Source organism: Frankia sp. AgB32 (assembly GCF_023243045.1).
In the GTDB taxonomy this organism is placed as follows: Bacteria; Actinomycetota; Actinomycetes; order Frankiales; family Frankiaceae; genus Frankia.
Map to the genome: position 1 here is coordinate 55,008 of NZ_JALKFX010000024.1, position 21,547 is coordinate 76,554.

At 73.6% G+C, this 21,547-nt stretch carries 18 protein-coding genes; 3 read left to right on the forward strand and 15 right to left on the reverse strand.

Features of this window, described 5'->3' with window-relative positions:
- Positions 1 to 130: 130 nt before the first annotated feature.
- The gene (locus MXD60_RS09975; RefSeq protein WP_368861203.1) at positions 131 to 868 is read right to left on the reverse strand and encodes a class I SAM-dependent methyltransferase; all 738 of its coding nucleotides are present in this window, start codon (positions 866 to 868) and stop codon (positions 131 to 133) included.
- Between the two features lie 541 nt (positions 869 to 1,409).
- On the opposite strand from MXD60_RS09975, the gene MXD60_RS09980 reads away from it, so the two are divergent.
- A complete protein-coding gene (locus MXD60_RS09980) occupies positions 1,410 to 2,753 on the forward strand; it encodes an aminotransferase class I/II-fold pyridoxal phosphate-dependent enzyme (RefSeq protein WP_248818724.1) in 1,344 nt (447 codons plus the stop codon).
- Positions 2,754 to 2,792: 39 nt separating this feature from the next.
- On the opposite strand, the gene aat is transcribed toward MXD60_RS09980, so the two are convergent.
- Together aat and MXD60_RS09990 are read right to left on the reverse strand one after the other, a co-directional pair.
- The gene (gene aat / locus MXD60_RS09985; protein WP_248818725.1) at positions 2,793 to 3,632 is read right to left on the reverse strand and encodes a leucyl/phenylalanyl-tRNA--protein transferase; all 840 of its coding nucleotides are present in this window, start codon (positions 3,630 to 3,632) and stop codon (positions 2,793 to 2,795) included.
- Positions 3,633 to 3,672: 40 nt separating this feature from the next.
- Complete coding sequence (locus MXD60_RS09990) at positions 3,673 to 6,096, reverse strand: putative bifunctional diguanylate cyclase/phosphodiesterase (protein WP_248818726.1); 2,424 nt, start codon at positions 6,094 to 6,096, stop codon at positions 3,673 to 3,675.
- Between the two features lie 1,259 nt (positions 6,097 to 7,355).
- On the opposite strand from MXD60_RS09990, the gene MXD60_RS09995 reads away from it, so the two are divergent.
- Entirely contained in the window at positions 7,356 to 8,915 is a 1,560-nt protein-coding gene (locus tag MXD60_RS09995) for an NsdA family TPR-like regulatory protein (protein WP_248818727.1), read from the forward strand.
- Positions 8,916 to 8,968: 53 nt separating this feature from the next.
- Here the strand turns inward: MXD60_RS09995 and MXD60_RS10000 are convergent, their stop codons facing one another.
- Positions 8,969 to 9,895: a M56 family metallopeptidase gene (locus MXD60_RS10000; protein WP_248818728.1), complete on the reverse strand. Its 927-nt coding sequence runs from the start codon at positions 9,893 to 9,895 to the stop codon at positions 8,969 to 8,971.
- A gap of 15 nt (positions 9,896 to 9,910) precedes the next feature.
- On the reverse strand, positions 9,911 to 10,378 hold the full coding sequence (locus MXD60_RS10005) for a BlaI/MecI/CopY family transcriptional regulator (protein ID WP_248818729.1): 468 nt from the start codon (positions 10,376 to 10,378) through the stop codon (positions 9,911 to 9,913).
- Positions 10,379 to 10,487: 109 nt separating this feature from the next.
- Between MXD60_RS10005 and MXD60_RS10010 the strand changes: the two genes are divergently transcribed.
- On the forward strand, positions 10,488 to 11,021 hold the full coding sequence (locus MXD60_RS10010; RefSeq protein WP_248818730.1) for a DUF2231 domain-containing protein: 534 nt from the start codon (positions 10,488 to 10,490) through the stop codon (positions 11,019 to 11,021).
- Here the strand turns inward: MXD60_RS10010 and MXD60_RS10015 are convergent.
- The 10 genes from MXD60_RS10015 to MXD60_RS10060 form a co-directional block, all read right to left on the reverse strand.
- Positions 10,987 to 12,234, reverse strand: a complete 1,248-nt coding sequence (locus MXD60_RS10015) for an MSMEG_0565 family glycosyltransferase (RefSeq protein ID WP_248818731.1) — start codon at positions 12,232 to 12,234, stop codon at positions 10,987 to 10,989. The genes MXD60_RS10010 and MXD60_RS10015 overlap by 35 nt on opposite strands.
- Before the next feature lie 28 nt (positions 12,235 to 12,262).
- Positions 12,263 to 13,120, reverse strand: coding sequence for a carbon-nitrogen hydrolase family protein (locus MXD60_RS10020; protein ID WP_248818732.1), 858 nt, complete (start codon positions 13,118 to 13,120; stop codon positions 12,263 to 12,265).
- Positions 13,117 to 14,505, reverse strand: coding sequence for an MSMEG_0569 family flavin-dependent oxidoreductase (locus MXD60_RS10025; RefSeq protein WP_248818733.1), 1,389 nt, complete (start codon positions 14,503 to 14,505; stop codon positions 13,117 to 13,119). Before MXD60_RS10025 ends, MXD60_RS10020 begins: the two co-directional genes overlap by 4 nt.
- A gap of 5 nt (positions 14,506 to 14,510) precedes the next feature.
- A complete protein-coding gene (locus MXD60_RS10030) occupies positions 14,511 to 15,473 on the reverse strand; it encodes a carbon-nitrogen hydrolase family protein (protein ID WP_248818734.1) in 963 nt (320 codons plus the stop codon).
- Positions 15,470 to 16,870 carry an MSMEG_0567/sll0787 family protein gene (locus MXD60_RS10035; RefSeq protein ID WP_248818735.1) on the reverse strand — a complete coding sequence of 467 codons (1,401 nt, stop codon included), beginning with the start codon at positions 16,868 to 16,870 and terminating at the stop codon, positions 15,470 to 15,472. The genes MXD60_RS10030 and MXD60_RS10035 overlap by 4 nt, the downstream gene beginning before the upstream one ends.
- Positions 16,870 to 17,928, reverse strand: coding sequence for an MSMEG_0568 family radical SAM protein (locus MXD60_RS10040; protein WP_248818736.1), 1,059 nt, complete (start codon positions 17,926 to 17,928; stop codon positions 16,870 to 16,872). The genes MXD60_RS10035 and MXD60_RS10040 overlap by 1 nt, the downstream gene beginning before the upstream one ends.
- Before the next feature lie 2 nt (positions 17,929 to 17,930).
- The gene (locus MXD60_RS10045) at positions 17,931 to 18,452 is read right to left on the reverse strand and encodes an MSMEG_0572/Sll0783 family nitrogen starvation response protein (RefSeq protein WP_248818737.1); all 522 of its coding nucleotides are present in this window, start codon (positions 18,450 to 18,452) and stop codon (positions 17,931 to 17,933) included.
- 230 nt (positions 18,453 to 18,682) lie between these two features.
- Entirely contained in the window at positions 18,683 to 19,510 is an 828-nt protein-coding gene (locus MXD60_RS10050) for an amidohydrolase family protein (RefSeq protein WP_248818738.1), read from the reverse strand.
- A 317-nt stretch (positions 19,511 to 19,827) separates the two neighbouring features.
- Positions 19,828 to 20,634 (reverse strand): DUF2127 domain-containing protein, encoded by an 807-nt coding sequence (locus tag MXD60_RS10055; RefSeq protein ID WP_248818739.1) that lies wholly within the window; start codon positions 20,632 to 20,634, stop codon positions 19,828 to 19,830.
- 263 nt (positions 20,635 to 20,897) lie between these two features.
- Positions 20,898 to 21,527 (reverse strand): helix-turn-helix domain-containing protein, encoded by a 630-nt coding sequence (locus tag MXD60_RS10060; protein WP_248818740.1) that lies wholly within the window; start codon positions 21,525 to 21,527, stop codon positions 20,898 to 20,900.
- Positions 21,528 to 21,547: the final 20 nt, after the last annotated feature.

Consider the following 21,547-nt stretch of genomic DNA (forward strand, 5'->3'; position numbering starts at 1 on the left):
GCCCGGGGGGGGGGGGGGGGCCGGCGGGGGGGGGGGGGGGGGCCGGGGGGGGGGGGGGGGGGCCCCCCGGCCGGTCGCCGGCCAGCAGCTCCGCCTCGTCTGACCCGGCGACCGGCCCGGGGCGAGCGGGTCAGCGCTTGCGCAGCACCATCGCCAGGTTCCAGGTGATGATCTCGCGAGCGCCGGGCACCTTGAGGATCACCTTGGCCCAGTCCGGCAGGTAGCGGGGCATAGCGTCGACGATCTCCACGTCGCTGCGGCGCCGCGCCCAGGACAGGGTGTCGGCCACGGACACGGGGAACAGCGTCCGGCCGTAGATGTTCTTCGGGGCCTTGCCCTTGCGCCGCTCGAAGCGGGCCGCCGCCCGGTCGCCGCCGAGGTAGTGCCAGGGAGCGGTCTCGTGGCCGCCCCAGGGCGAGAGCCAGTTGGTGTAGCTGAGGAAGATCAGCCCGCCGGGGCGGGTGACCCGGACCAGCTCGGAGCACATCCGCCACGGGTCGGGGACGTGCTCGAGCACGTTGGACGTGTAGCACAGGTCGATGCTGCCGGTCTGGAACGGCAGGTCGAGCGCGCTGCCGCGGACCCGTCCCGGCACGTCGATGCTGGCGGCCTCCATCTCGGACACGTCCGGCTCGACCCACACGTACCGGGCGCCGGCGTCGAGGAAGGCCGAGCGGAAGTAGCCCGGTCCGCCGCCGACGTCCAGCACGAGCTGGTCGGCCAGGGGGGTGTACCGCTGGAGCTGGCGAACCGAGTCCGCGGCGATCAGCGAGTAGAACCCCGCCGGGTCGACCGGCTCCTTGCGGTGCGCGAGGAACAGGGTCTTGGAGCGGATCAGGCCCCAACCGGAGTAGGGCAACGTGCGCACCGGCTCCGCCTGCTCGCCCGTCGGGCCCGCTGGTTCGCGCGCCGCGGGGTTCGTGGGCTCCTCCGTGGGCTCGGCGGAGGTCGCCGCCCATGCCGCCGTGTCAGACATGGCGGGCACGATAACATCCCCGCCGGTCAGGCTCGCCCGACCGGCTGGCGGGGGCGCCTCGGCACGGATCATTGGCCCGCACCGGTATGCCGGCTGCGGACTAACTCTGCGGGCAGTCCCTTGGCAGTGGACGGAGCTACCGCCGGTCTGTTTGGCCTTATTGTGGCCGAATTTCGGAATCCAACGACTCGTGCGGTTTATCATTCTGCTGCGCGGGATTCCCTCGGTTCTGTTTGCGCTTCCTCGTTCCCTGGCTCGGTGACGTTCGTTTCCGATGATCCAAAGGATTGGTGATGGTAGTCGCGTGCCCGCATGTCCGACAAAACTGGCAATCTAGACATATCAGGCGAGCTGGAGCTCGTTCGGCCAGTAACGGCCTACACAAAGCCGCAGTGCTAGCGCATCCGGCTGGCCAGCCGGCCCGGTGGCGGGGATGACGCGGACTGTCGAAAGCCCGGGACGGTCCGGGCCGCTGTCGGCCGATCTATTCTCGACGGCCTGGCGTCCCATCCTGGACCAGCCACTGGGGATACTGGCGGAGCTTGACCGAATGCGTCGCAGCGCGCCCTTTTACGATGCGACGGTCGACGAGATCAATGGTCGTCGAGTGCGGATCGGCAGTCATTGGCTCACGGATTTTGCCTCCTGCAACTATCTCGGTCTTGATCTCGATCGTGAGATCATTGCCGCCGTTCCCGCCTATCTGGACCGGTGGGGCACCCATCCGAGCTGGTCCCGGCTGATCGCCAGCCCGGAGCCCTACGGCACCATCGAGCGGACCCTCGCCGAGCTGCTCGGCGCCGAGGACGCACTGCTGCTGCCGACCATCACCCATATCCAGCTGTCCGTGCTGCCCGCGCTGGTCGGTCGGGGCGCGTTGTTCGTGGAGACCCACGCCCACCGCACCGCCCACGACGGCGCCGCGATGACCGCCGCGCGCGGCGGGACCGTGCGGCGCTTCAGCGTCGACCGACTCGACCGACTCGAACAGCGCCTGCGCGTCGCGCCCTTTCCCAGACTGATCTGCGTCGACGGAATCCACAGCATGACGGGCAACGGCCCGCCCCTGGCCGAGCTGCTCGCCCTCGCCCGCGCCCACGACGCGCTGCTCTACGTCGACGACGCGCACGGCTTCGGCATCGTCGGCGAACGGCACGCCGACGAGTCCAGTCCGTACGGCGACCGCGGCAACGGCATCGTGCGTCATCTCGGCGAGTCCTACGACAACCTGATCCTCGTCGGCGGCTTCTCGAAGGCGTACTCGTCCCTGCTCGCGTTCGTCGCCTGCCCGACGGAGGTGAAGGAGTACCTGAAGACCGCGGCGGGGCCCTACATCTTCTCCGGGCCGTCGCCGGTCGCGTCGCTGGCGACCGGGCTGGTGGGCCTGCAGGTCAACGAACGGCGCGGCGACGAGCTGCGGGCACGGCTGCACCGGCTGACGGCCGCGGTCCTCGGTGGCCTGAGCCGCATCGGCGTCGGCACGCTGAACACGAGCGGCTTCCCGATCATCGAGATCCCGTTGACGGACACCAGCCGGGCCGAGGAGCTCGGCCGTTTCCTCTACGACCGGGGAGTGTTCGCGTCGGTGGTGCCCTTCCCGGTCGTTCCTCGCGACCAGGTCGGGGTGCGCATCCAGGTCACGGCCGCCAACACCGAGGAGGAGATCGACGAGCTGCTCTCGGTTCTGGCCGCCGCCGCGGCCCGCTTCCCGCTGATGGCGGCCTCATCCCCGCCACCGGCCGGGACCGGGTCGACCGGGAGCGGGTCGACCGGCTGAACCCACTTCGCGCGCGGTCGGGTGCGCGGACCGCCGCCGTCAGCCGGCAGGTGGCGCGAGCCGGCTGACGGGCGCTCGGTCCCGGTCGAGCCGGACGTCGGCGTCGCGGACCCGGGTCAGCACCGCGAGGTAGTCGCGGCGGGGCACCTCCCGGGCGCCGAGGGAGGCGAGATGCTCGGTCATCATCTGCACGTCGAGCAGCGCGCCGCCGGCGGCGGTGAACCGCGCGTCGAAGTCGGCGAGGGCGATCTTGGAGGCGTCCGTGCGGGCGTGGAACATCGACTCGCCGGCGAAGACGCCGCCCACCCCCACCCCGTAGACGCCGCCGACGAGGTCGTCCGCATCCCAGACCTCGACGCTGTGCGCCCAGCCCAGGGCATGCAGCTCGGCGTAACCCTCGATCAGCTCATCGGTGATCCAGCCGGAGGTGCCGTCGCGCTGGCAGCCCCGGACCACCTCGACGAAGGCCGCGTCCACCGTCGACGTCCACCCGCAGGTGCGCATCCGCTTGCGCAGCGACCGGTTCACCCGGACCTGCCCGGCCGGGATCACCGCGCGTGGGTCCGGGCTCCACCAGGGCAGGTCGTACCCGCCGGGGCCGCGCGGCGACAGGTGTCGGATCCGCCGGGCGGCCACGGCCGCCCGGAGCAGCTCCCGGTACCCGATCGCCTCGTCATCGGCCGCCTCGTCATCGGCCGCATCGTCGTCAGCATCCGCGCCGGTAGGCCACGGGAAGGCACCGACCCGATAGGCGCCGATCAGGGTCGGCGGGTCCAGCCTGCCGCCCACCGCGACCGGCGCGCGTCCTGGGCTGCGCAGCAGCGAGACGCCGTCCCACACGGTGTGTCCCACCGGGCGTGGCGCCGCGGTCAGCGCCACGGGCTGCCTGCCGACCCTCGGGTCCGGCTCGCCGACGTCCTCAGCACGCCACCCTCCTCAGTCCGGGCGCAGCCGCCGCGGCTCGCTCGATCCGGCCAGCGCCCGGCCCACCCTCGGCATCCACGAGGTCACCATCCGTGCCACCCAGGTGCGGGCTGTCGAGGTGCGGGCTGTCGACCTTCACACCGTCGACCTTCACACCGTCGACCTTCACACCGTCGACCTTCACACCGTCGTCGGGATCGCCGCCGGTGTCGCTCTCGTCGATCGTGCCAGCCGGCAGGCAGCGCCGCTGGAGTTGTCCGGTAACCGTCTCGGACGGGCCCGGTTCCCCGAGGAAGAACCCCTGGGCGAGGTCGCAGCCGACGTCGCACAACATCCGGATCGCCGCCGCGGTCTCCACTCCCTCGACGACGATGCGCAGGTCGAGGGCGTGCGCGAGGCTCACCGTGGACCGGACGATGGCCTCCGCCCGCGGGTCGTTCGCCATCTGCTGAATGAAGGACTTGTCGAGCTTCAGGACGTTGACCGGGAGTTCGAGCAGCCGCGTCAGCGACGAGTAGCCGGTGCCGTAGTCGTCGACGGCGATGCCGACGCCGAGTGCCCGCAACTCGCCGAGCACCGTCGCCGACACCACCTGGTCGAGCATCAGAGTCGTCTCGGTGATTTCCAGTTCGAGGGCGGCGGGGCTCAGGCCGAACCCCGCGAGAATTCCGCTGACCTGGGCCGGGAAGCTTCGGTCCAGCAGGTCCGACGCGGACAGGTTCACTGCGACGGTGACCGCCAGACCGGCGGAGTGCCACCGCCGGCACTGTTCGAGGGCGCTGTGCAGCACCTCGATCGTCAGCAGCCGGATGAAGCCGGCCTGCTCGGCCAGGGGGAGGAACTCGGCCGGTCCGAGCAGCCCGCGGGTCGGGTGGCGCCAACGGGCGAGTGCCTCGACGGCATCCGCCCGGCCGGTGACCAGATCAACCTTGACCTGGTAGTGGACCTCGATCTGGCCGGTACCGAGGGCGGCCCGCAGCGATTCGATCATGTCCAGGCGGGCGAGGTTGTCCGTGTCGGAGCCGGGCCGGTAGGTCTCCACGCCGGTGCGGTGCGTCTTCGCGGCGTACATCGCGATGTCGGCGCGGCGCAGCAGCGTCTGCGTGTCGGGCGCGTGGTCGGGGAAGACCGCGGCTCCGATGCTGGCGTCGACGTGCAGGATCACCCCGGCCACGTCGAAGGGCTCGGACAGCACGGCCAGCACCCGGTGGGCGACGCGGCGGGCCCCGTCGGCGTCGGCGTTCTCCAGCAGCACGGCGAACTCGTCGCCACCGAGACGGGCGTGCAGGTCGCCCGGGCGCAGTGCGTCGGCGATGCGCGAGCCGACCTGGGTGAGCAGCGCGTCGCCCGCCTGGTGGCCGAGCGAGTCGTTGATCACCTTGAACCGGTCGAGGTCGAGCAGCAACAGGGCGAACGTGGTCGCCCGGCCGACGCCCTGCCCGGCCCGGGCCAGCCGTTCCAGGAAACCCCGGCGGTTGGCGAGCCCGGTGAGATCGTCGGTGTTGGCCAGCACCCGGCTGTCCGCGAGCTGCTGGACCTCGATGAACGTCAGCGCCGCGCGGGCCAGGGCGGCCAGGACGGTGCTCGCCGCGAGCCCCACGGTGAGCGGCGGGAGCTCGGTCGTGGCACCCAGCACCAGCAGCCCCAGCGAGATCGCCGTGAACACCAGCGGGACGGCGATCACCCCCCAGCCGGACATCGTCGACGACGGCTGCCAGCGCGGACGCAGCCAGGCCGCCAGCGACGGCATCAGGGCCGAGAACAGCCACAGGGACGGCAGCACCCCACCGGCGGGCGCCCAGCCGGTCGTGACGAACACCACGAGCAGCGAGTCGGCGATCGCGAACCCCGCCAGCCCGGCGCCCAGCAGCCACCACATCCGGCCCGGCCGCCAGCCGAGCAGGCCGAACACGGTTGCCACCAACAGGATCAGCAGCAGGTCGGCGAGCGGATACGTGACGTTGACCGCCATCGTCCACGCGCTGTACTCCGGGTTGGCCCGGGCGATCGCCACCCCGATGGCGCTGGTCAGCGCCGCCACCCCGAGCACGCCGACGAACGCGTCGAGCCACACGCTGTGGTGCAGCCGGACCAGCCGTCGGCGCAGCAGCAGGATCACGGCGAGGTAGCAGGCCGGGTAGAACAGCAGCCACGCGACGTCCGCCAGCGATGGTGCGACATCGTTGCCGATGGCGACGGCATGGTAGATCGTCCCGCAGCCGTAGCAGACCAGCCCGATGCCGAGCAGGGCCCAGGGCAGGCGTTCACCGCGGACCAGAACCGCCCGGGTCACGCAGATGAGGCCGGACAGGACCGCGATGCCAAAGCGCATCGAACCGACCTCGCCGCTGAATCCCGGCACGTCCACGAACGAGGTCACGGCCAGCGCGAGCGTGGCCAGGATCAGCAGAAGCTGCATGATCCGGACCAGTCGGAACCGCCGTGGTGGTGGTGGTGAAGTGGTCAATCCGGTGATCCCCCGTACGCCCAGTGGGTGTCGCCGACCTGGCCGCTAACAGTCGAGGGGTCGACTACCGAACAGGCCATGTCCCGCATTGTCGTACATGAGGGTCTAGCGACCTTGCGGGTGGTAAGTCCACCGGGAGTAGTCGTGATCAATGTGGGCCGGTCGACCCGGGCGCGGGGCGCGGAGCTTCCTGATGCCACCCTCCGCAGACGGAATGATTTCGCGGTCGCCGAGGTGTGGGCCGGACCACACGGCGGCCCCCGCGGATGTCGCGTCGGACGACGACCTCGAGCCTTTTCGTCTGACCGGACATCGCTCGCCGGGGCCGGCGAGCGCGGGCAGGAAGATTCGTTCCGCCAGCGTTTCGGACGGCGCGGCGGATCCGTTCTGGCCGGTTGTTTCTGGTCGTCCCGAAGAGTTTTCGGTTGGGCTTCTGGTTGTCCTCGGGAGACATTTTCTGGCCTCGTCGGTGCGGTGTGGCAGTTGTTTCCGTGCTGGTGGAGCGGGGTCGCCGGGCGGGAATGTCCGCGCTTTCCGGCCTGGTGGGCGGGCGTGCGTCACGGGGGCGTCGGCCGACCGGGAACCAGCACCGACGCGGGTGCCTCGGCTGCCGACACGGCGCCCGAGGGGAGCCGCTCCGGAGCTGCGCAGGGCCCATCGGCCCGAGCGGGATCGGCCGGCGCCAGGCGGTGGCCGCCGGAGCTGGGCGGGCTGGTCGGGTGGCCCGTACGCGCCCGCCCGGGCCGGCCCGGGCACCCCCCGGCCATTTGGGAGGCGGCAGGTGTCCTTTCCGGGCAGCATGTACCGACCGGCGCCTTGGTCGCGGCACTTCTCCGCGGCGGCCTCCCCGTCGCCCGGACCGCGGCCGCTGGGTCGAGTTCATCGCGTGGTGGGCCCGCCGGCCAGGACAGATCAGCGGTCGGATGCCCAGACATCCGGACACCGCCCGGAAACGGACATTCTGGGAGGCCAACGCCGATTCTGCTGGTTCAGCCCGGCGGACCGATCTCGCTGACTATCCTGAATGTTGCTGGAGGGGGATGGGTCGAGGGAACGGGGCCGACGTGTCTGCCGACAAGCATCCAGGCTGGTCGCCGAGCACACTCAGGCGTTTTCGAGAAGCGCACGGTCTGACCCAGGACGGCCTTGCCGAACGGCTGCGCGGACTGCCTCGGACGGCTGGTTTCCGACCGCCGGCGGCGACGGCAGAAATGGTCCGTCGACACGAACTTGGCAAAGTCTTTCCCGGTGTCGCCTACCGGCGTTTCTACTGTCAGCTGTTCGGGGTTACCGAACCGGAGCTCGGATTTCGCCCGCCGCTGCCGGGTGAGCTGATCAACACCGGCGGGTACGACAGGTCACCCGCCCGGCCGGTCTCCGACGATCGTGCCGACCCGCCGGAGGTGCCACCCGGAACGGCAGGAGACGAAAGCCGGCCGCTTCCGTCTCCCCTCGCCGGATTTCGCCTGCCATTCCAGAGCGTTCGGCCCGCCGCCGCGTGGACCCGTCGCAGCAGCGAGGTGCTCGCGGTCTATCTGGCGGGCGCGGTCCGGGGCGCCCCCACCGCGCCGGGAGATCCCGGGCCGGCGCCGCCGCGCCTGCGGGCCCGCGTCCCCGGCCAGGCCTGTTCGCCTGAAGGAGAGCCAGGCTCCTGGGACGCCGTGCGGCTCGCCCACGAGTGGCTGCTGATGGAGCCACCCCAGATCGCCGAGCTGGCCGCCGGCCGCCACGTCGGCGCGGCCCTGGCCGAGCGGGTGGAGGGCCGGGTTCGGCAGTTCCGCCGGCTCGACGACCACGTCGGCGGACGTGACCTCATCGCCCTCGTGGAGCGGGAGCTTCTCGCCACGGTCACGATGGTGCGCGAGGCCGTGTACGACGCGGCGGTCGGCCGCCGGTTGCTGTCCTCGCTGGCCCAGCTCTGCCAGCTCGCCGGCTGGGTCGCCGCGGACGCCGGCCGGAACGCGGCCGCGGGCCGCCTGCTCACCGGCGGGATCCGGGCGGCCCACGCGGGCGGTGACGCCGCCCTGGCCGCGAACCTGATCTCCACTCACGCGTACCAGCTGGCGAGCAGCGGCGATGTCCGCCAGGGTGTGCTGCTCGCGCAGACGGCCTGCGCCGGAGTGGGGACGGCCGCGTCGGCGACCACCCAGGCGATGCTCGCCGACCGGCTCGCCTGGGCGCATGCCCGGGCCGGCGACCGGCGGGCCTGCGAGCGGGCGCTGGCCAGCGTCGAGCGGTTGTTCGACCATGCCGACCCGGGCGCCGACCCCGAATGGGTCTACTGGCTGGACGGTCGGGAGATCGACGTGATGGCCGGCCGGTGCTGGACGGAGTTGTCCCGGCCGGAACGCGCCGAAGACCGGCTGCGGCGTGGCCTGACCGGCTACGATCCACTGCGGGCGCGGGAGGTCGCTCTCTACGAGACCTGGTTCGCCGAGGTCCATCTGCTGCGCGGAGACGTGGAGGCGGCCTGCGCTCGGGCGACCCGCGCGGCGCGCCTCGACGCCCGGGTGAACTCCGCGCGGTCCGCCGAACGCCTGCGGATGCTGGCCCGCCGGCTCGGCGGATACCGCTCGGTGCGGGCGGCCCGGGACTTCGCCGAGGTGTACAGGTCGCTGCTCGCGGCCGCGCCCGACGCGGTCCGGCCGCCCGCCGACCCAGGCCGGCGGCGTCCACCCGCGCCGGGCGTGACCCCGGGTGATTCGGCCCCGACGGCTCGTGCCGGCCGGGCCGCGGTCTCCGTGGTCGGCTCCGATCCGGCCCGCCGCTGACACCGCCGCCAGCCGGATCCACGGCGGCGGTTGCCCGCGTGGGCCGGTTCCCCTCATCGGAACGGCGCGAGGCAGTCGGCGCTGGCATGCACCGCCGAACCGATGCTCACAACGGCGAGGGTCAGGCTCAGCACGGCGAGGGGGACCGGGATCCGGTCCGGGCGCGGCGGACCGTCGAGCAACGCGGCGATCCGCTCCGCGACGCTGCCGTGGTCGAGCCCGGTCACGGTGCGGCTCGCCCTTGCGACCGTCTCCGCAGCCGGTCGGCCCGGCCGCGGCGCGCGCAACGTCGCCAGCGCCGCCTTCCCGAGCGCCCGGGCGAGCACGACCCGCTGGCCGGTCGTGCGGACCGCGCGCTCGTCGGCCCATCGCTCGCAGGCCGCGTCGACCAGCCGCGGAAGGTGCCGCAGCAACGGGTCGACGGCCGCGCAGCAGTCGACCACCATGCGCAGCCAGTGATGGCGGCCCGCGAGATGTGCCTGTTCGTGGGCCAGGACGGCCGCCCGCTCGTCGGTGTCCAGGCAGGCGAGCATGGCTGTGGTGACCACGACGCGCCCGTCGGTCACGCCGCCCACCGCGTAGGCGTTCGGCAGCCGGTGCGCCACGACGTGGACGCGGCCGTCCGGTAGCCGGCGGACCATCCGTTCTGCCCGAAGCAGGTCACGGGCCAGCCGGGCGACGACCGCGACCAGGGTGAGCACCGCGACCACCACCGCGCCGGCCGCGACCGCGCCCACCGTCGACGGCGGCAGGTCCACGGCGGGCCGGGGTGGGACGCGCAGGTCCAGGCCGCGGGCGAGCCCGGGCAGTCGCTGCGCGAGGCTGGCCGCCAGCAGGGCCAGGGACCACAGCCAGCCGGTGGCCGCCAGCACCGCGCCGCCCGTCAGCGCCGCCGGCCGCGCCCACGGTGGGGTCCGAAGCGCCGCCGCGGGCGCCGCGACGGCGATGGCGACGCTCACCACCAGCGGAATCCAGACCATGTACCGCATTGCGGATCAGGCCCGCGCCGGGCCGACCGGGCCCGGCGCGCCGCGGTCCTCGGCCTCGCCGGGACCAGCCTGGCGGGATCCGGGGTCGGCCACGTCGCTTTCGGCGGCCGCCAACAGGGCGAGCAGGGTGGCCTCGTCGTCGGCTGTCAGGCCGGCGACGAAGTGGCTCAGGACGGCCGCCCGGCCGCTGCCCTCACCGAGCAGCCCGCGCATCCGGTCGGCGTTCTGCCGGGCGGCGTCCGGAGACGGTGCGTAGACGTGGCCGCGGCCGGCGGGGGTACGGTGCAGCAGGCCCTTGGCGTGCAGCCGGGCCAGGGTCGTCGCCACGCTCGTGTACGCGAGCTGATGACCGTCCTGGGCGAGCGCCTCCTGTGCCTGGCTGGGTGTCAGCGGTTGCTCCGCCCCCCACAGCACGGCGAGCACGACCGTCTCCAGTTCCCCGGCCTCTCGGCGGGCCGACCCCTTGCGCCGCATGCCGCCAGTCTAGCCACCGGCGACTACCACAGTAGTATGACTATTGCTGTAGTACTACTGTGGTAGTCGCCGGTCGCGCCAGCGAAGCGGCCGACCCGAAGGAGGCACTGTGGGCCCGACCGAGATCAACGGACTACCCGCGCACGCACTGCTCGTGCACGTGGTCGTCATACTCGTGCCGCTCGCGGCGCTGCTGGTCGTGCTGTCGGCGCTCTGGCCAGCCGCCCGCCGCCGGCTGGGCGTCGTGACCCCGCTGGTCGCGCTGGTCGCTCTGATCAGCGTGCCGCTGACCACGCATGCCGGGGAGTGGCTGGAGGCGCGGGTGCCGGCGGACCCACTGGTGCAACGGCATGCGGAGCTCGGCGACCAGCTGCTGCCCTGGGCGGCCGGGCTGTTCGTCGTCGCTGCGGCCACCTGGATCTGGACGCGGCGCGCCGGCGCGTCCGCCGCGGGCGGCGGCGCGCACGCCGCTGCCCGCAGCGGCGGCACAGCGGAGACGCTGGTGCTGACGGTCCTCGCGGTCCTCGCGGTCGTGCTCGGCGTCGGCGCGGTCGTGCAGATCTACCGGATCGGGGACAGCGGCGCCAAGGCGGTCTGGCAGGACAGCTTCACCCAGCAGCCGCGGGCCGGCGCCGGCGGCTGACCCGGGACCCGCCCGCCCCCCCCCCCGGCGGGGGGGGGGGGGGGGGGGGGGGGCGCCCGCCCCCCCCCCGCCCCGCCGCGCCGAGCCGGCGGTAGAACGCCAGATGGGCCCGCGCGGCCTCGGCCCAGGTGTAACGGGCGGCGAGGGCACGGCCGCCGGCGAGCCTGGCCGCGTCGCACCCGCTGGCGGCGGCGAGCAGCGCGGCGCCGAGATCGTCGGCGGTGGCGGCGTAGCGGACCGCGCCGCCCAGGACCTCGCGCAGCACCGGCAGGTCCCGGGCCACCACCGGCACCCCGGCGGCCAACGCCTCCAGCGCGGCCAGGCCGAAGCCTTCCTTCGTCGACGGGAACGCGAACGCCGCCGCCTCGGCGACCAGCGCGGGCAGCTCGCCGTGCGGGACCGGCCCGAGGATCCGCGGTGTCACGCCGAGGCGCGCCGCCCGGTCGAGCACCGACTCCCGGTAGTCCCGGTAGTCGAACAGGGTCTCGCCGCCGGCGATGACCAGGGACAGGTCCGGGCGGGCCCGTTGGACGGCCGCCATCGCCTCGACCAGGTCGGCGGTTCCCTTGCGCGGTTCGATGCCGCCGACGGCGAGGACGTACGGCCCGAGCCGGTCGCGCCATGCCCGCCGGCCGGCGCGGTCGTCCGCGGCAGCGGCGAAGCGCGAGGCGTCGACCCCGTTCGCGATCACCGTCGGCCGGATGCCCCAGCCGCGCTCGACCTCCGTGGCGACCGCGGCGGAGACGCACACGTGCGCCCGCGGGGCGACGACGGCGCGTTCGTGGCAGGCGGCGAGCTCCGGCGTGGTGAAGCTGTCGAGATGGTGGATCGTGCGGACGCACCGGGCCGGGCCGCGGTCCGGCGTGGCTGCTGCTGCTGTGGTGGTGGCCGCGGCGGCGTCGAGCACGGCGTTCGCGCTGATGCAGTCCTGGGCGTGCACGGCGTCGTAGCCGGCGTCGTCGAACGCGTCCGCGAGCACGGCGATGGACCGGCGGATCCGCCGGCCGACCGGTTCGTCGGGCAGGTCGGGAAGGGGTACGATCCGCAGCCCCACTCGCGGGTCGACGGGCCGGAAGAACCCGCTGTCGCCGCCGCGGGCCAGCGTCCACACGTCGACGGCGGCACCCAGCTCGACGAGCGACTCGGCCAGCGCCAGGGTGTGCACCACACCGCCGCGGGGCCGGGTCGAGTAGGTCAGCAACGCGATGCGCACGGCGTCTCCCCGGTCACCGTCTCCCCGGTCACCGGCCGTCCGGCCGGGCGGACAGCTCCGGGTGCCCGTACAGCTCGGGCCGCCGCTCGGCGAGGTGGTACAGGACGCGCCGGGCCCGATCGATCTCGCCGGCCACGTCCACCTCGGCGACGGCGAGGCCGCCCTTGGTCCAGGTGCGGGCGAGCACGTCCCCACCGGGGCCGACGATCTTCGCCTGTCCGAAGAAGGCCAGGCCACCCGTCGTCCCGGTCTGGTTCGACGACGCCCAGACGATCTGGTTCTCGGCGGCGCGGGCGCAGTCGTACAGGTCGAACAGACGGGCCTGACGGTCCTGGGTGAGTCGTTCCGCGCGCCGGGTGAGGCTCGCCGGCCAGGCGGACACGCAGGCGACGACGCGCGCGCCGTCCAGCGCCAACGTCCGCGCCGCCTCCGGGAAGGTCTTGTCGTAGTCGACGAGCAGGCCGAGCCGGCCGATCGGGGTGTCGAAGGCGGCGAGGCGGTCGCCGGCGGCGTAGACGAGAGCCTCGCCCGGCGGCTGGTGCACCTTGCGGTAGCGCCCCAGCACGCCGTCGCCGTGCACGCACACCGCCGAGTTCCACCGCTGGCCGTCCGCGAGTTCGGTGTAGCCGAGGCAGACGACGAGCTCGCCGGCCAGCGCCGCGACCCGGCGGATCTCCGGGCCGTCCGCCGCCACCGCGGGCGGCCGCGCGTCGGGGGCCGGGGAGCGCAGGTCGGCGAGGTAGCCGCCGAGCGCACCGCCGGGCAGGACGAGCAGCGCCGCGCCCTCCCGGCGGGCCGCCTCGATGATCGAGCCGATCCGGTCCAGGGACCGGTCCAGGTCACGGCCGAAGTGTGCGGCGGCGGCCGCGAGGCGGATGGCCGTCACCGGCCGTCCCGCGCCGGCTCCCCGCGTCCGCCGGCGCCGGCCGGCTGGTCGGCCGGCTGGTCGGCCCTGCGAGGGCCGGCGATCGCCGCCGCGGCGACTGTCCCGGCGGCGCGGCCTCCGGCGAGGCACTCGGCGATCCGGTCGGCGATCCGGTCGGCGAGGTAAGCGGCGTCCGGCGCGAGGCCGGCGAAGCGGCCCGAACCCCAGGTGTGCTGCCAGGGCAGGCCAAGGAAGTACAGGCCGGGCAGGGCGGTGACCCCGCGGCGGTGCTGTGGGTGCCCGGCGCCGTCGAAGACCCCGGCGTGCAGCCAGCGGTAGTCCCGGGTGAAGCCGGTCGCCCAGACGACGGCGGCGAGCTCGCCGAAGCCGAGGTCCGGCCCGGTGTCGCTGTCCGGGCGCCAGACCGGCGCGTAGCGGCTCGGGCCGACCGGCACGTCGAGTCCCTTCGCGGCGATGTGGGTGTCGATGAGGCCGTTGATGCCGTTGTACACCTCGTCGGCGGCGTCGAGGTTCACCGTCAGGTCGTCGGCGAAGCGCAGGCGGCCGTCCTCGACCCCGAGCAGCCGGCCGTGCAGCACCATCCCGTCGCGGGCGAACGCGCGCAGGTCGATGTCCCGCCCGCCGTCACGTCCGGTGACGTAGTGGTTGGTGCGGTCCTGGTCGCGCTCCTCGACGGGCTTGTCGGTGACGGGTTTGGCGTAGTGGCCGGTGTCGTGCATCCAGGCGATGACATCGCGGCCGCGGTAGCGGCGGGCGAACCGCGGCGCGTTGCCGACGGCGAGGTGCACCTGCCGGCCGGCGAGATGCAGATCCTCGGCGATCTGCGCCCCCGACTGGCCGGTGCCGACGACGAGCACCGGCCCGTCGGGCAGGTCGGCGGGACGGGTGTAGCCGGCGGAGTGCACCTGGTGCAGGCCGGCGGGCAGCCGCTCGGCCAGGCGCGGGATCGCCGGGGTGTGGTACCCGCCGGTGGCGACGACCACCTGCTCGGCGACGATCTCGCCGGCCGTCGTGCGCACCGCGAACCCGCCCGCCGGGTCCTCGGCGCCCGGCCCGTCGCCGAGCGGGCGCACCGCCGTCACGGCCAGGTGCTCGCGCAGCGGCGGGCCGAAGCTCGCACGGTAGCCGTCGAGCCAGCTGATGATCTCGGACCTGACCATGAAGCCGTCCGGGTCCGGCCCGGCGTAGTCGTAGCCCGGCAACCGGCACTGCCAGTTCGGGGTCACCAGGCAGAAGCTGTCCCACCGGGCGTCGGACCAGGTGTGCAGGGCGGCGTCACGTTCGAGCACGGCATGCTCGACGCCGTCGGCGACCAGGTGCCAGCTCATCGCCAGGCCGGCCTGGCCGCCGCCGACGACGACCACGGGCAGGTGTTCCACAGACACGGCTATCAGACCTCTGCCACATGACTGGTGGTTGTTCCCGGACCGGCGGACGCCACGTCCGCGGCCGCCCGGGTGGGCGCCGGGTGATCGGTGCCCGGTGGGTAGGTGTCGGGCCGGCGGTCGCGCAGGTGGAACATGCTCGCCCGGGCGCTCGCGAGCATGGCCGCGAGGTCGACGGCGGCGTACGCGACGCCGGGACGGGTGCCGGTGGTGGCCAGCACCTCGCCACCGGCGCCGACGACCTTGGCACTCGCGACGAACCGCAACGACCCGAAGGAACCGGCCTGGTTCGCCGACAGCCACAGCACCTGGTTCTCCAGCGCACGGGCCCGGTCGAACAGGTCGAACCGGTGGGTCCACCGGTCCTCGGCGAGGTCGGGCGCGCTGAACGTGCGCGCCGCCGGCCAGGCCGACAGGCACGCCACGATCTGCGCGCCGTCGACGGCGAGCGCCCGCGCCGCCTCCGGGAACGCCTTGTCGTAGCAGATCAGCATGCCGAGGCGGCCGACCGGCGTGTCGAACGCGGCGAAGCTGTTCCCGGCCAGGTATGACGCCCCCTCACCGAGCGGCTGATGGACCTTGCGGTGCACCCCGAGCACCCCGTCGCCGCTCACCGCGACGGCGGTGTTGTACCGCGCGTCCCCGTCGGCCTCGCACAGTCCGGCGGTGACCACCAGGTCGCCGGCCAGCCGGGCGAGCCGGCGCACCTCCGGGCCGTCCAGGTCGAGCGCGGGCGGCAGCGAGTAGTCGGCCGCGCTGGCGGCGGGAGCGGGTTCGCCGGCCGGCGCGGCCGCCTCGTCGGCGGATACGGCGTCGAGAGCGGTCAGGTAGCCGCCGAGGGCGGCCTCGGGCAGCGCGACGAGGCGAGCGCCGCGGGCTCGCGCCTCGTCGAGGATCGCGGCGATCCGGGTGAACGCCACGTCAAGGTCGCGTCCGAACTCCGCGGCGACCGCGGCAACAGTGATCATTTCTTCTCCCTGGCCGGGCCGAGCCCGGTGACACTGCCGGGCACGCCGTCGGTGAGCTCGCCGTCCGGCCAGCGCAGCGCCACCCCGGCGCCGCGCACCAGCGCGCCGCAGGCGACGGTCGTCGCGGGGCCGGCGGCGGCGACGCCGCGGCCCGGCTCGTCGGCGGTGAGCATCGCGAAACCCGGAAAACAGGACAGCCAGTCGGCGACCCCGGCGCCGACGGGTCGGGGGACGGCGGCGACGTCGAGCACGGCACCGCAGCCGCTGGCCTCGGCGAGCATCCCGAGGGTGCCGGCGATGCCGGCCATGCTCACGTCCTTCGCGGCCGCCGGCCTGGTGCGCGCCACGACGCTGGTCAACAGGGCGAGCGCGTCGGCGTCGCGGCCGGTGGTGGAGTCCCACTGCCGGCCGGTGTGTCCGCGCCGCCAGGAGCCGCCGAGGTCGGCGGTGATCGACACGACGTGGCCGGGCCGGCCGCCGCCGGACGGGACGGGCCGGGCGGCGCGTCCCAGCGCCGTGACCGACAGCGCCGCCGGAACGCCGAACTGGGTGTGCCCGCCCAGGATCGGCAGCCGGTAGGCGGCCGATCCCGCGCGCAGCCCCGACAGCACCCGGGCCGCGAAGGAGGCGTCGCGGGCGGCGACGGCGTCGAGCAGCCCGACCGGCTCGGCCCCCATCGCGGCCAGGTCGTTGGCGTTGACCAGGACCCCGCACCAGCCGGCCCACTCCGGGTCGCGTTCGACCAGCGAGGGCACGATCGCGTCGCAGGCCGCGACGAGATCGCTGCCGGGCACCGGCGCCCCGTCGTCGCCGACGAACCCCTCGCCGCCGGGTCGCAGGCCGTCGAGCAGCGCGCCGAGCGGCGCCTTGGCCGCCGCGGCCTGCCGAGCCAGGCGGTATGTCGGCCAGCGCATCAGCACGTGGGGCGTGCCCGCCGTGGGCTGCGGACGGATCCGCGCCCAGCCCAGCCGGGTGAACATCCGGGCGGCGCCGGGCTGCACGGTCGCGTCGAAGCGCAGCACCCCGGCCTGTTCGGCGAACGCACAGGCCGCGCGGACCAGGGCCGGGCCGATGCCGGTGCCGCCGCGGGCGGAGCGGGCGACGGCGAGGCGTCCGCCCCACCACCAGCCGAGGTCGATCGCGGTGGCGGGATGCAGCCGGACGCCGCCGAGCAGGTCCCCGCCGGCCGCGCGGGCGACGAGGACGACGGTGCGCTCGTCGTCGTCGGCGTCATCCCGGTCGGTGCCGGTGAAAAGGCCCTGTTCGGTGACGAAGACCTCGTGCCGCAGCCGCCGGTAGGCGCGCAGGTCGGCCTCGCCGGCCGCCACCTCGATCGTCCACGCCGGTCGGACGGCGCCCGGCGCCGGCGCACCGAGCAGGACTCCGCCCAGGTCCATCAGGCACCCGCCGAGGGCAGCGTGCTGCACGCCCCGCAGGCGGCGCAGCCGGCACGTTGCTCCGAGCCGCGCATCCCGGCGGCGCGCAACAACGCGGCCACCCGGGTCGTCACGTCGGCGACGACCTCCGCGGCCGGTGGTGACGCCCCGTCGACGTCGGTCGCGAGTGTTCCCGCGATCGACCGCAGCGGCACGACGAACGGGTACACGCCCATCTCGACGAGTTCGGCGGCGCCGGCGACCAGCTCGTCGGGATCCTCCCCGAGGCCGATGATCAGGTAGGTGGAGACCTGGTTGCGGCCGAACACCCGCACCGCCTCGCGCCAGGCGGCCCGGTACTCGGCCAGCGGCACCGAGCCCTTGCCGGGCATCCACCGGCGCCGGGCCGCGTCGTCGAGCGACTCGACGTGGATGCCGATGCTTGCCGCGCCTGCCTCGCGCAGTTCGGTGAGCGTCGCGAGGTCACCCGGCGGCTCGCACTGCACCTGCACCGCGAGGCCCGGCACGGCCGCGAGGACCGCGCGCACGCAGCGGGCCAGGTGCCGGGCACCGCGGTCGCGCCCGGCGGTCGTGCCGGTGGTCATCACCAGCTGCCGGACACCGTCGAGGCGCACCGCGGCCTCGGCGACCTCCGCGAGCTGCTCCGGTGTCTTCACCGCGGTGGTCGAGCCCCGGCGCAGCGACTCCTCGATCGCGCAGAACCGGCAGCGCTCCTCCACCCGGTACCGCACGCAGGTCTGCACGACCGTGGTGGCCAGCACATCCGCGCCGTGCAGGCGGGCGATCTGGTGGTAGGGGACGCCGTCGGCCGTGGTCAGATCGTAGAAGGCGGGCCGGCGGACCGGCTCGACGGCGAGGCCCAGGTCGGCCCCGTCGAGGAGCAGCCGGCCGTCCCGCACCTGATAGCGGCTGGTCGGGACGATCGGCAGAGCGGCACCGGCGCCACCCAGCAGGACGTGACCATCGTCGGAGGGGCCTGCACCACCGTGGCGCTGGACGGGGGCGTCGAGGGCCACGCCGCAGACCGCGAGCTCACTTCTCAGCGCGGTGCTCGCCATCGTTACACCATGTAGGTGGAGTTGATGATGGCACCCTTGCGGGCGTAGTGGATCACCGCGTCCTGCACGTCGAGCGGGTGCGCGGGGATGACCCCGGCGATGAGGTCCTCCTCGCGGGCGCCGTGCAGGGCGAGGCCGAAGCGGCAGCAGTAGACCGTGCCGCCCTCCTTGATGAATGTCTCCAGCGAGAGGTTCATGTTGGTCTCGCCGGGGAACGCCGCGTCACCGGTGGTGGGGAAGCCGCGGTTCGCGATGCAGTTGATCGAGCCGGGGCCGTAGAAGTAGATCGCCGACTCGAAGCCCTTGCGCAGTGCCCGGGTCGCCTGGAGCACGGCGACGAAGCTCACCGACGACTCGTGGGCGATGCCGTGGACGAGGGTGAAGTAGCACTCGCCGTTCTCCGCCTGGTAGTCCGGGAAGATCTTGGTGCCGCCGTAGAGGTTGCTGCCCTTGGGCAGGGACGGGTGCGGGATCTCGGCCAGGCTCCTGGCGATGTTCTCGCTGATCGTTTCGTCAAGGGACATCGTGTTCTCCTCGTGGGTGTCGGGCGCCTGCTGCTCGGGGACGGTGCTGCTCGGGACTGTGCTGCTCGGGGACGGTGCTGCTCGGGGACGGTGGCACGACCGGGTTGACCCCGGTCGGGTGGATGGTCCGGATTTGGGGGACGGTGGAGACGCCGGGGGGCGGATCGTGGGGTCGGTTCGCCTGCCGTTTCCGCTACCGACAGGCGGCACGGGGCCGGGCGCTCGCCGGTTCAGTCGTAAAGGGCGGCGAAGTTCGCGCCGAACACGTGCCGGGCGAGCTCGCCGTCACCCACCGCCGCGGCGAGGCGGGCGTGTTCCCCGGCGTGATCGCCCCAGGGTTCGTCGGAGGCGAACAGCAGCCGGTCGTGGCCGAGGCCGCGGCGGTCGATCTCGGCGGCGAGCCAGCGCGGCGCGAAGCCGATCGACCAGCTCAGGTCGGTGTAGACGCGTTTGCCGGCGGCGACCCAGTCGAAGAACCGGCCGCCGGCCAGCTTGATGTGCCCGCTCATCCCGCCGCCGAAGTGCACCAGATGGATCTTCGCCTGGTCGCCGAAGCGATCGACCAGCTTCCCGACCTGGTCGATGTCGCTCGCGGCGCCGGGCGAGGTGTGGATGTGGACGATCAGGTCGCGTTCCACCGCGGTCGCGAAGATCTGCTCCAGCTGGGCGAGGCAGCCGGCGTCGTCGACGCTGCCACCGAGCAGGAACGTCGTCTTCAGTGCCCGCACCCCGGGCTCACCCGCGAGCGCCAGGGCGCGCGCGGTGAGGTCGGCGTCCTGCGGGCGCGGGGAGACGAACAGGCCCGCGCGGATGCGGTCGTCGTGTGCCGCCGCCTCCAGGACCAGGTTGTTGAGTTCGAAGGTGCGCGCGACGTCGGGCACCCCGTAGTTCGGGATGACCAGGGCGCGCGCGGTGCCCTCCCGGTCAAGGTCGGCGATGAGGTCCGCCACCGTGCCGCGGGCGCAGACGTCCGGGTTCACGGCCGGACCTCCGTAGAACGGGTGGGCCGGCAGCACACCAAGGTGCCGGTGCGCGTCGGCGAGTCCGGCGAACGTCATGTAATGAGTACAAAGTTTGTGAATTTAGGATTGATAACCTTCGGAACAAGTTCATGTGTCATGCGCAGCCGCTTCCCCCACAGCCGATCGGGGCCTCCGACGAGATTCCTGGTCAGGAACCCCCTCGCGCCGTTGCGGTGATCGCATCCAGTCTGCCGGACGAGGCGCGATATTGCCCCGGCTAACGGTCATCGTGTTGATCTGACCGTAATGTGAACGCGCAAGCAGGGGAAACGCGGGGACGTTTCGGGCGTTTCGGCACGGTGGAGCACCGGATCAGCCCGGTCGGGCCACCCGGGCAGCCGCCGCCCAGCGGGTCAGTGATTCGCGGTAAGAGCACCATCGGCGCTGGTCGCGCGCCTGCCGTCGACATTGGCGGACTGCTCGACCTCGAGCAGGGACTCGGCATGCCGCTCGGCCTCGAAGGCCGCCGCCCCGCCGCGAACCCCGAACAGCCGCTTGCTGACGATCAGGTACGCGACCGCGGCGACGTTGATGATCAGCGCCCCGATCCGTAGGAACGTGATCCGCTCCGTCAGCTCGTAGACCTCCAGCGGCAGGAACGCCGAGGTCGCCACGGCGGCGAAGTACTCGCCCCACCGCCTGAGCAGCCACAGCCCGACCGCCTCGACGATCTGCACCGCCGCGTACCCGAACAGCAGCAGCGCCACCAGCAGCAGCGTCTGGGGCCGGGTATGCACCAGGTGACGCAGATGTTCGATGGTGGGGGAGTGGTCGAGGTCGAGGTGGAGCACGTCGGCGAGGGGCCGCGCGGCCGGCACCGCCCGGTCGAACAGCCGCTGCACCTGGTCCTCGGATCGGCGGAAGCGGAGGATCGCGTAGGCGACCAGCACCATCAGCAACGCCCGGACCAGCCGTTCCAGGGCGAGCAGCCGCAGCACGGTGGCGTCGCGCAGCGCCCGGCCCCGCAACAGCGTCGGCGCGTCCCGCGCGGGACCGGACCGCGCCGGCTCGCCGGGGACGAAGTCGCCGCAGCGCAGGCACCGCCAGCTCGGCCCGGCCGGCGTCGCCGCGGTGAGGCGCGCGGCCAGGTCCGCCTCGTCCGGCCGATAGGTGACGTGGCCCTTGCGCGAACAGGCCCGTAGTTCCCAGTCCACCCGCATCCCCTCCCACCTGGTTCGCCGAGTCTCCCAGCTGGCGAAGGCTGGCAGAGCGGCCCTGACGGCTGCCCGACATCAGGATGAATGAGCGATGTCAGGGCGTTTCGGCCATCCCGTGTCCGCCGGTCGGAACCTGCCCGGTCCGCCGGCCGGGCCCGCCGCGCGGCTGGGCGGCCGGACGCGACGCCGGGTTCCAGACCGGACACCGTCATCAGGCTGCGCCGGGTTCCCGCCACCGGGTGCGCGCCGCTGCGGGGGCGGGCCGGTCAGCGGGCGTCCGGCACTGACCGGTCGGCGGCGCTGCGGGAGCGGGCCCGCAGATGCATGCGTTGGCCCTGCGGGCCGAAGATGCTGAGGAACTCGACGGCGTTCTCGTCGGCGCCGCCGAACCAGTGCGGGACGCGGGTGTCGAACTCGGCGGCCTCGCCGACGGACAGCACGAGGTCGTTGCCCGCGAGGACGATCCGCAGCCGGCCGTGGAGAACGAACAGCCACTCGTAGCCCTCGTGGCTGCGCGGATCGGGGGCGTCCACCCGCGGTCCCGCGGGAATGATGTGCTTGAAGGTCTGGATGCCGCCGGGCCGGTGGGACAGCGGCACGACGGTCATCCCGCCGACGCTGATGGGTTTCCCGTGCACGCGGGGGTCGCCGGTCGGCGGGGCGCCGACGAGCTCGTCGAGCGGCACCCGGTAGGCGCTGGCCAACGGCAGCAGGAGCTCCAGTGTCGCCCGGCGCTGACCCGACTCGAGCCGCGACAGGGTGCTCGTCGAGATGCCGGTGCTGGCGGAGAGCTCGGCGAGGGTCGTCTCGCGCTCCCGGCGCAGGCGGCGCAGCCGCAGGCCGACGGCGGCAAGGGTCCGGTCCAGATCGTCGTCCCGGGAGGCGCCCACCGTCATCGGTTCAACCCACGTCGGCG

Coding starts and splice junctions, on each gene's coding strand:
- MXD60_RS09980 (WP_248818724.1), top strand. CDS start 1,410: ATGACGCGGACTGTCGAAAGCCCGGGACGGTCCGGGCCGCTGTCGGCC.
- MXD60_RS09990 (WP_248818726.1), bottom strand. CDS start 6,096: ATGCAGCTTCTGCTGATCCTGGCCACGCTCGCGCTGGCCGTGACCTCG.
- MXD60_RS09995 (WP_248818727.1), top strand. CDS start 7,356: ATGGTCCGTCGACACGAACTTGGCAAAGTCTTTCCCGGTGTCGCCTAC.
- MXD60_RS10000 (WP_248818728.1), bottom strand. CDS start 9,895: ATGGTCTGGATTCCGCTGGTGGTGAGCGTCGCCATCGCCGTCGCGGCG.
- MXD60_RS10005 (WP_248818729.1), bottom strand. CDS start 10,378: ATGCGGCGCAAGGGGTCGGCCCGCCGAGAGGCCGGGGAACTGGAGACG.
- MXD60_RS10030 (WP_248818734.1), bottom strand. CDS start 15,473: ATGATCACTGTTGCCGCGGTCGCCGCGGAGTTCGGACGCGACCTTGAC.
- MXD60_RS10035 (WP_248818735.1), bottom strand. CDS start 16,870: ATGGACCTGGGCGGAGTCCTGCTCGGTGCGCCGGCGCCGGGCGCCGTC.
- MXD60_RS10040 (WP_248818736.1), bottom strand. CDS start 17,928: ATGGCGAGCACCGCGCTGAGAAGTGAGCTCGCGGTCTGCGGCGTGGCC.
- MXD60_RS10045 (WP_248818737.1), bottom strand. CDS start 18,452: ATGTCCCTTGACGAAACGATCAGCGAGAACATCGCCAGGAGCCTGGCC.
- MXD60_RS10050 (WP_248818738.1), bottom strand. CDS start 19,510: ATGACGTTCGCCGGACTCGCCGACGCGCACCGGCACCTTGGTGTGCTG.
- MXD60_RS10055 (WP_248818739.1), bottom strand. CDS start 20,634: ATGCGGGTGGACTGGGAACTACGGGCCTGTTCGCGCAAGGGCCACGTC.
- MXD60_RS10060 (WP_248818740.1), bottom strand. CDS start 21,527: ATGACGGTGGGCGCCTCCCGGGACGACGATCTGGACCGGACCCTTGCC.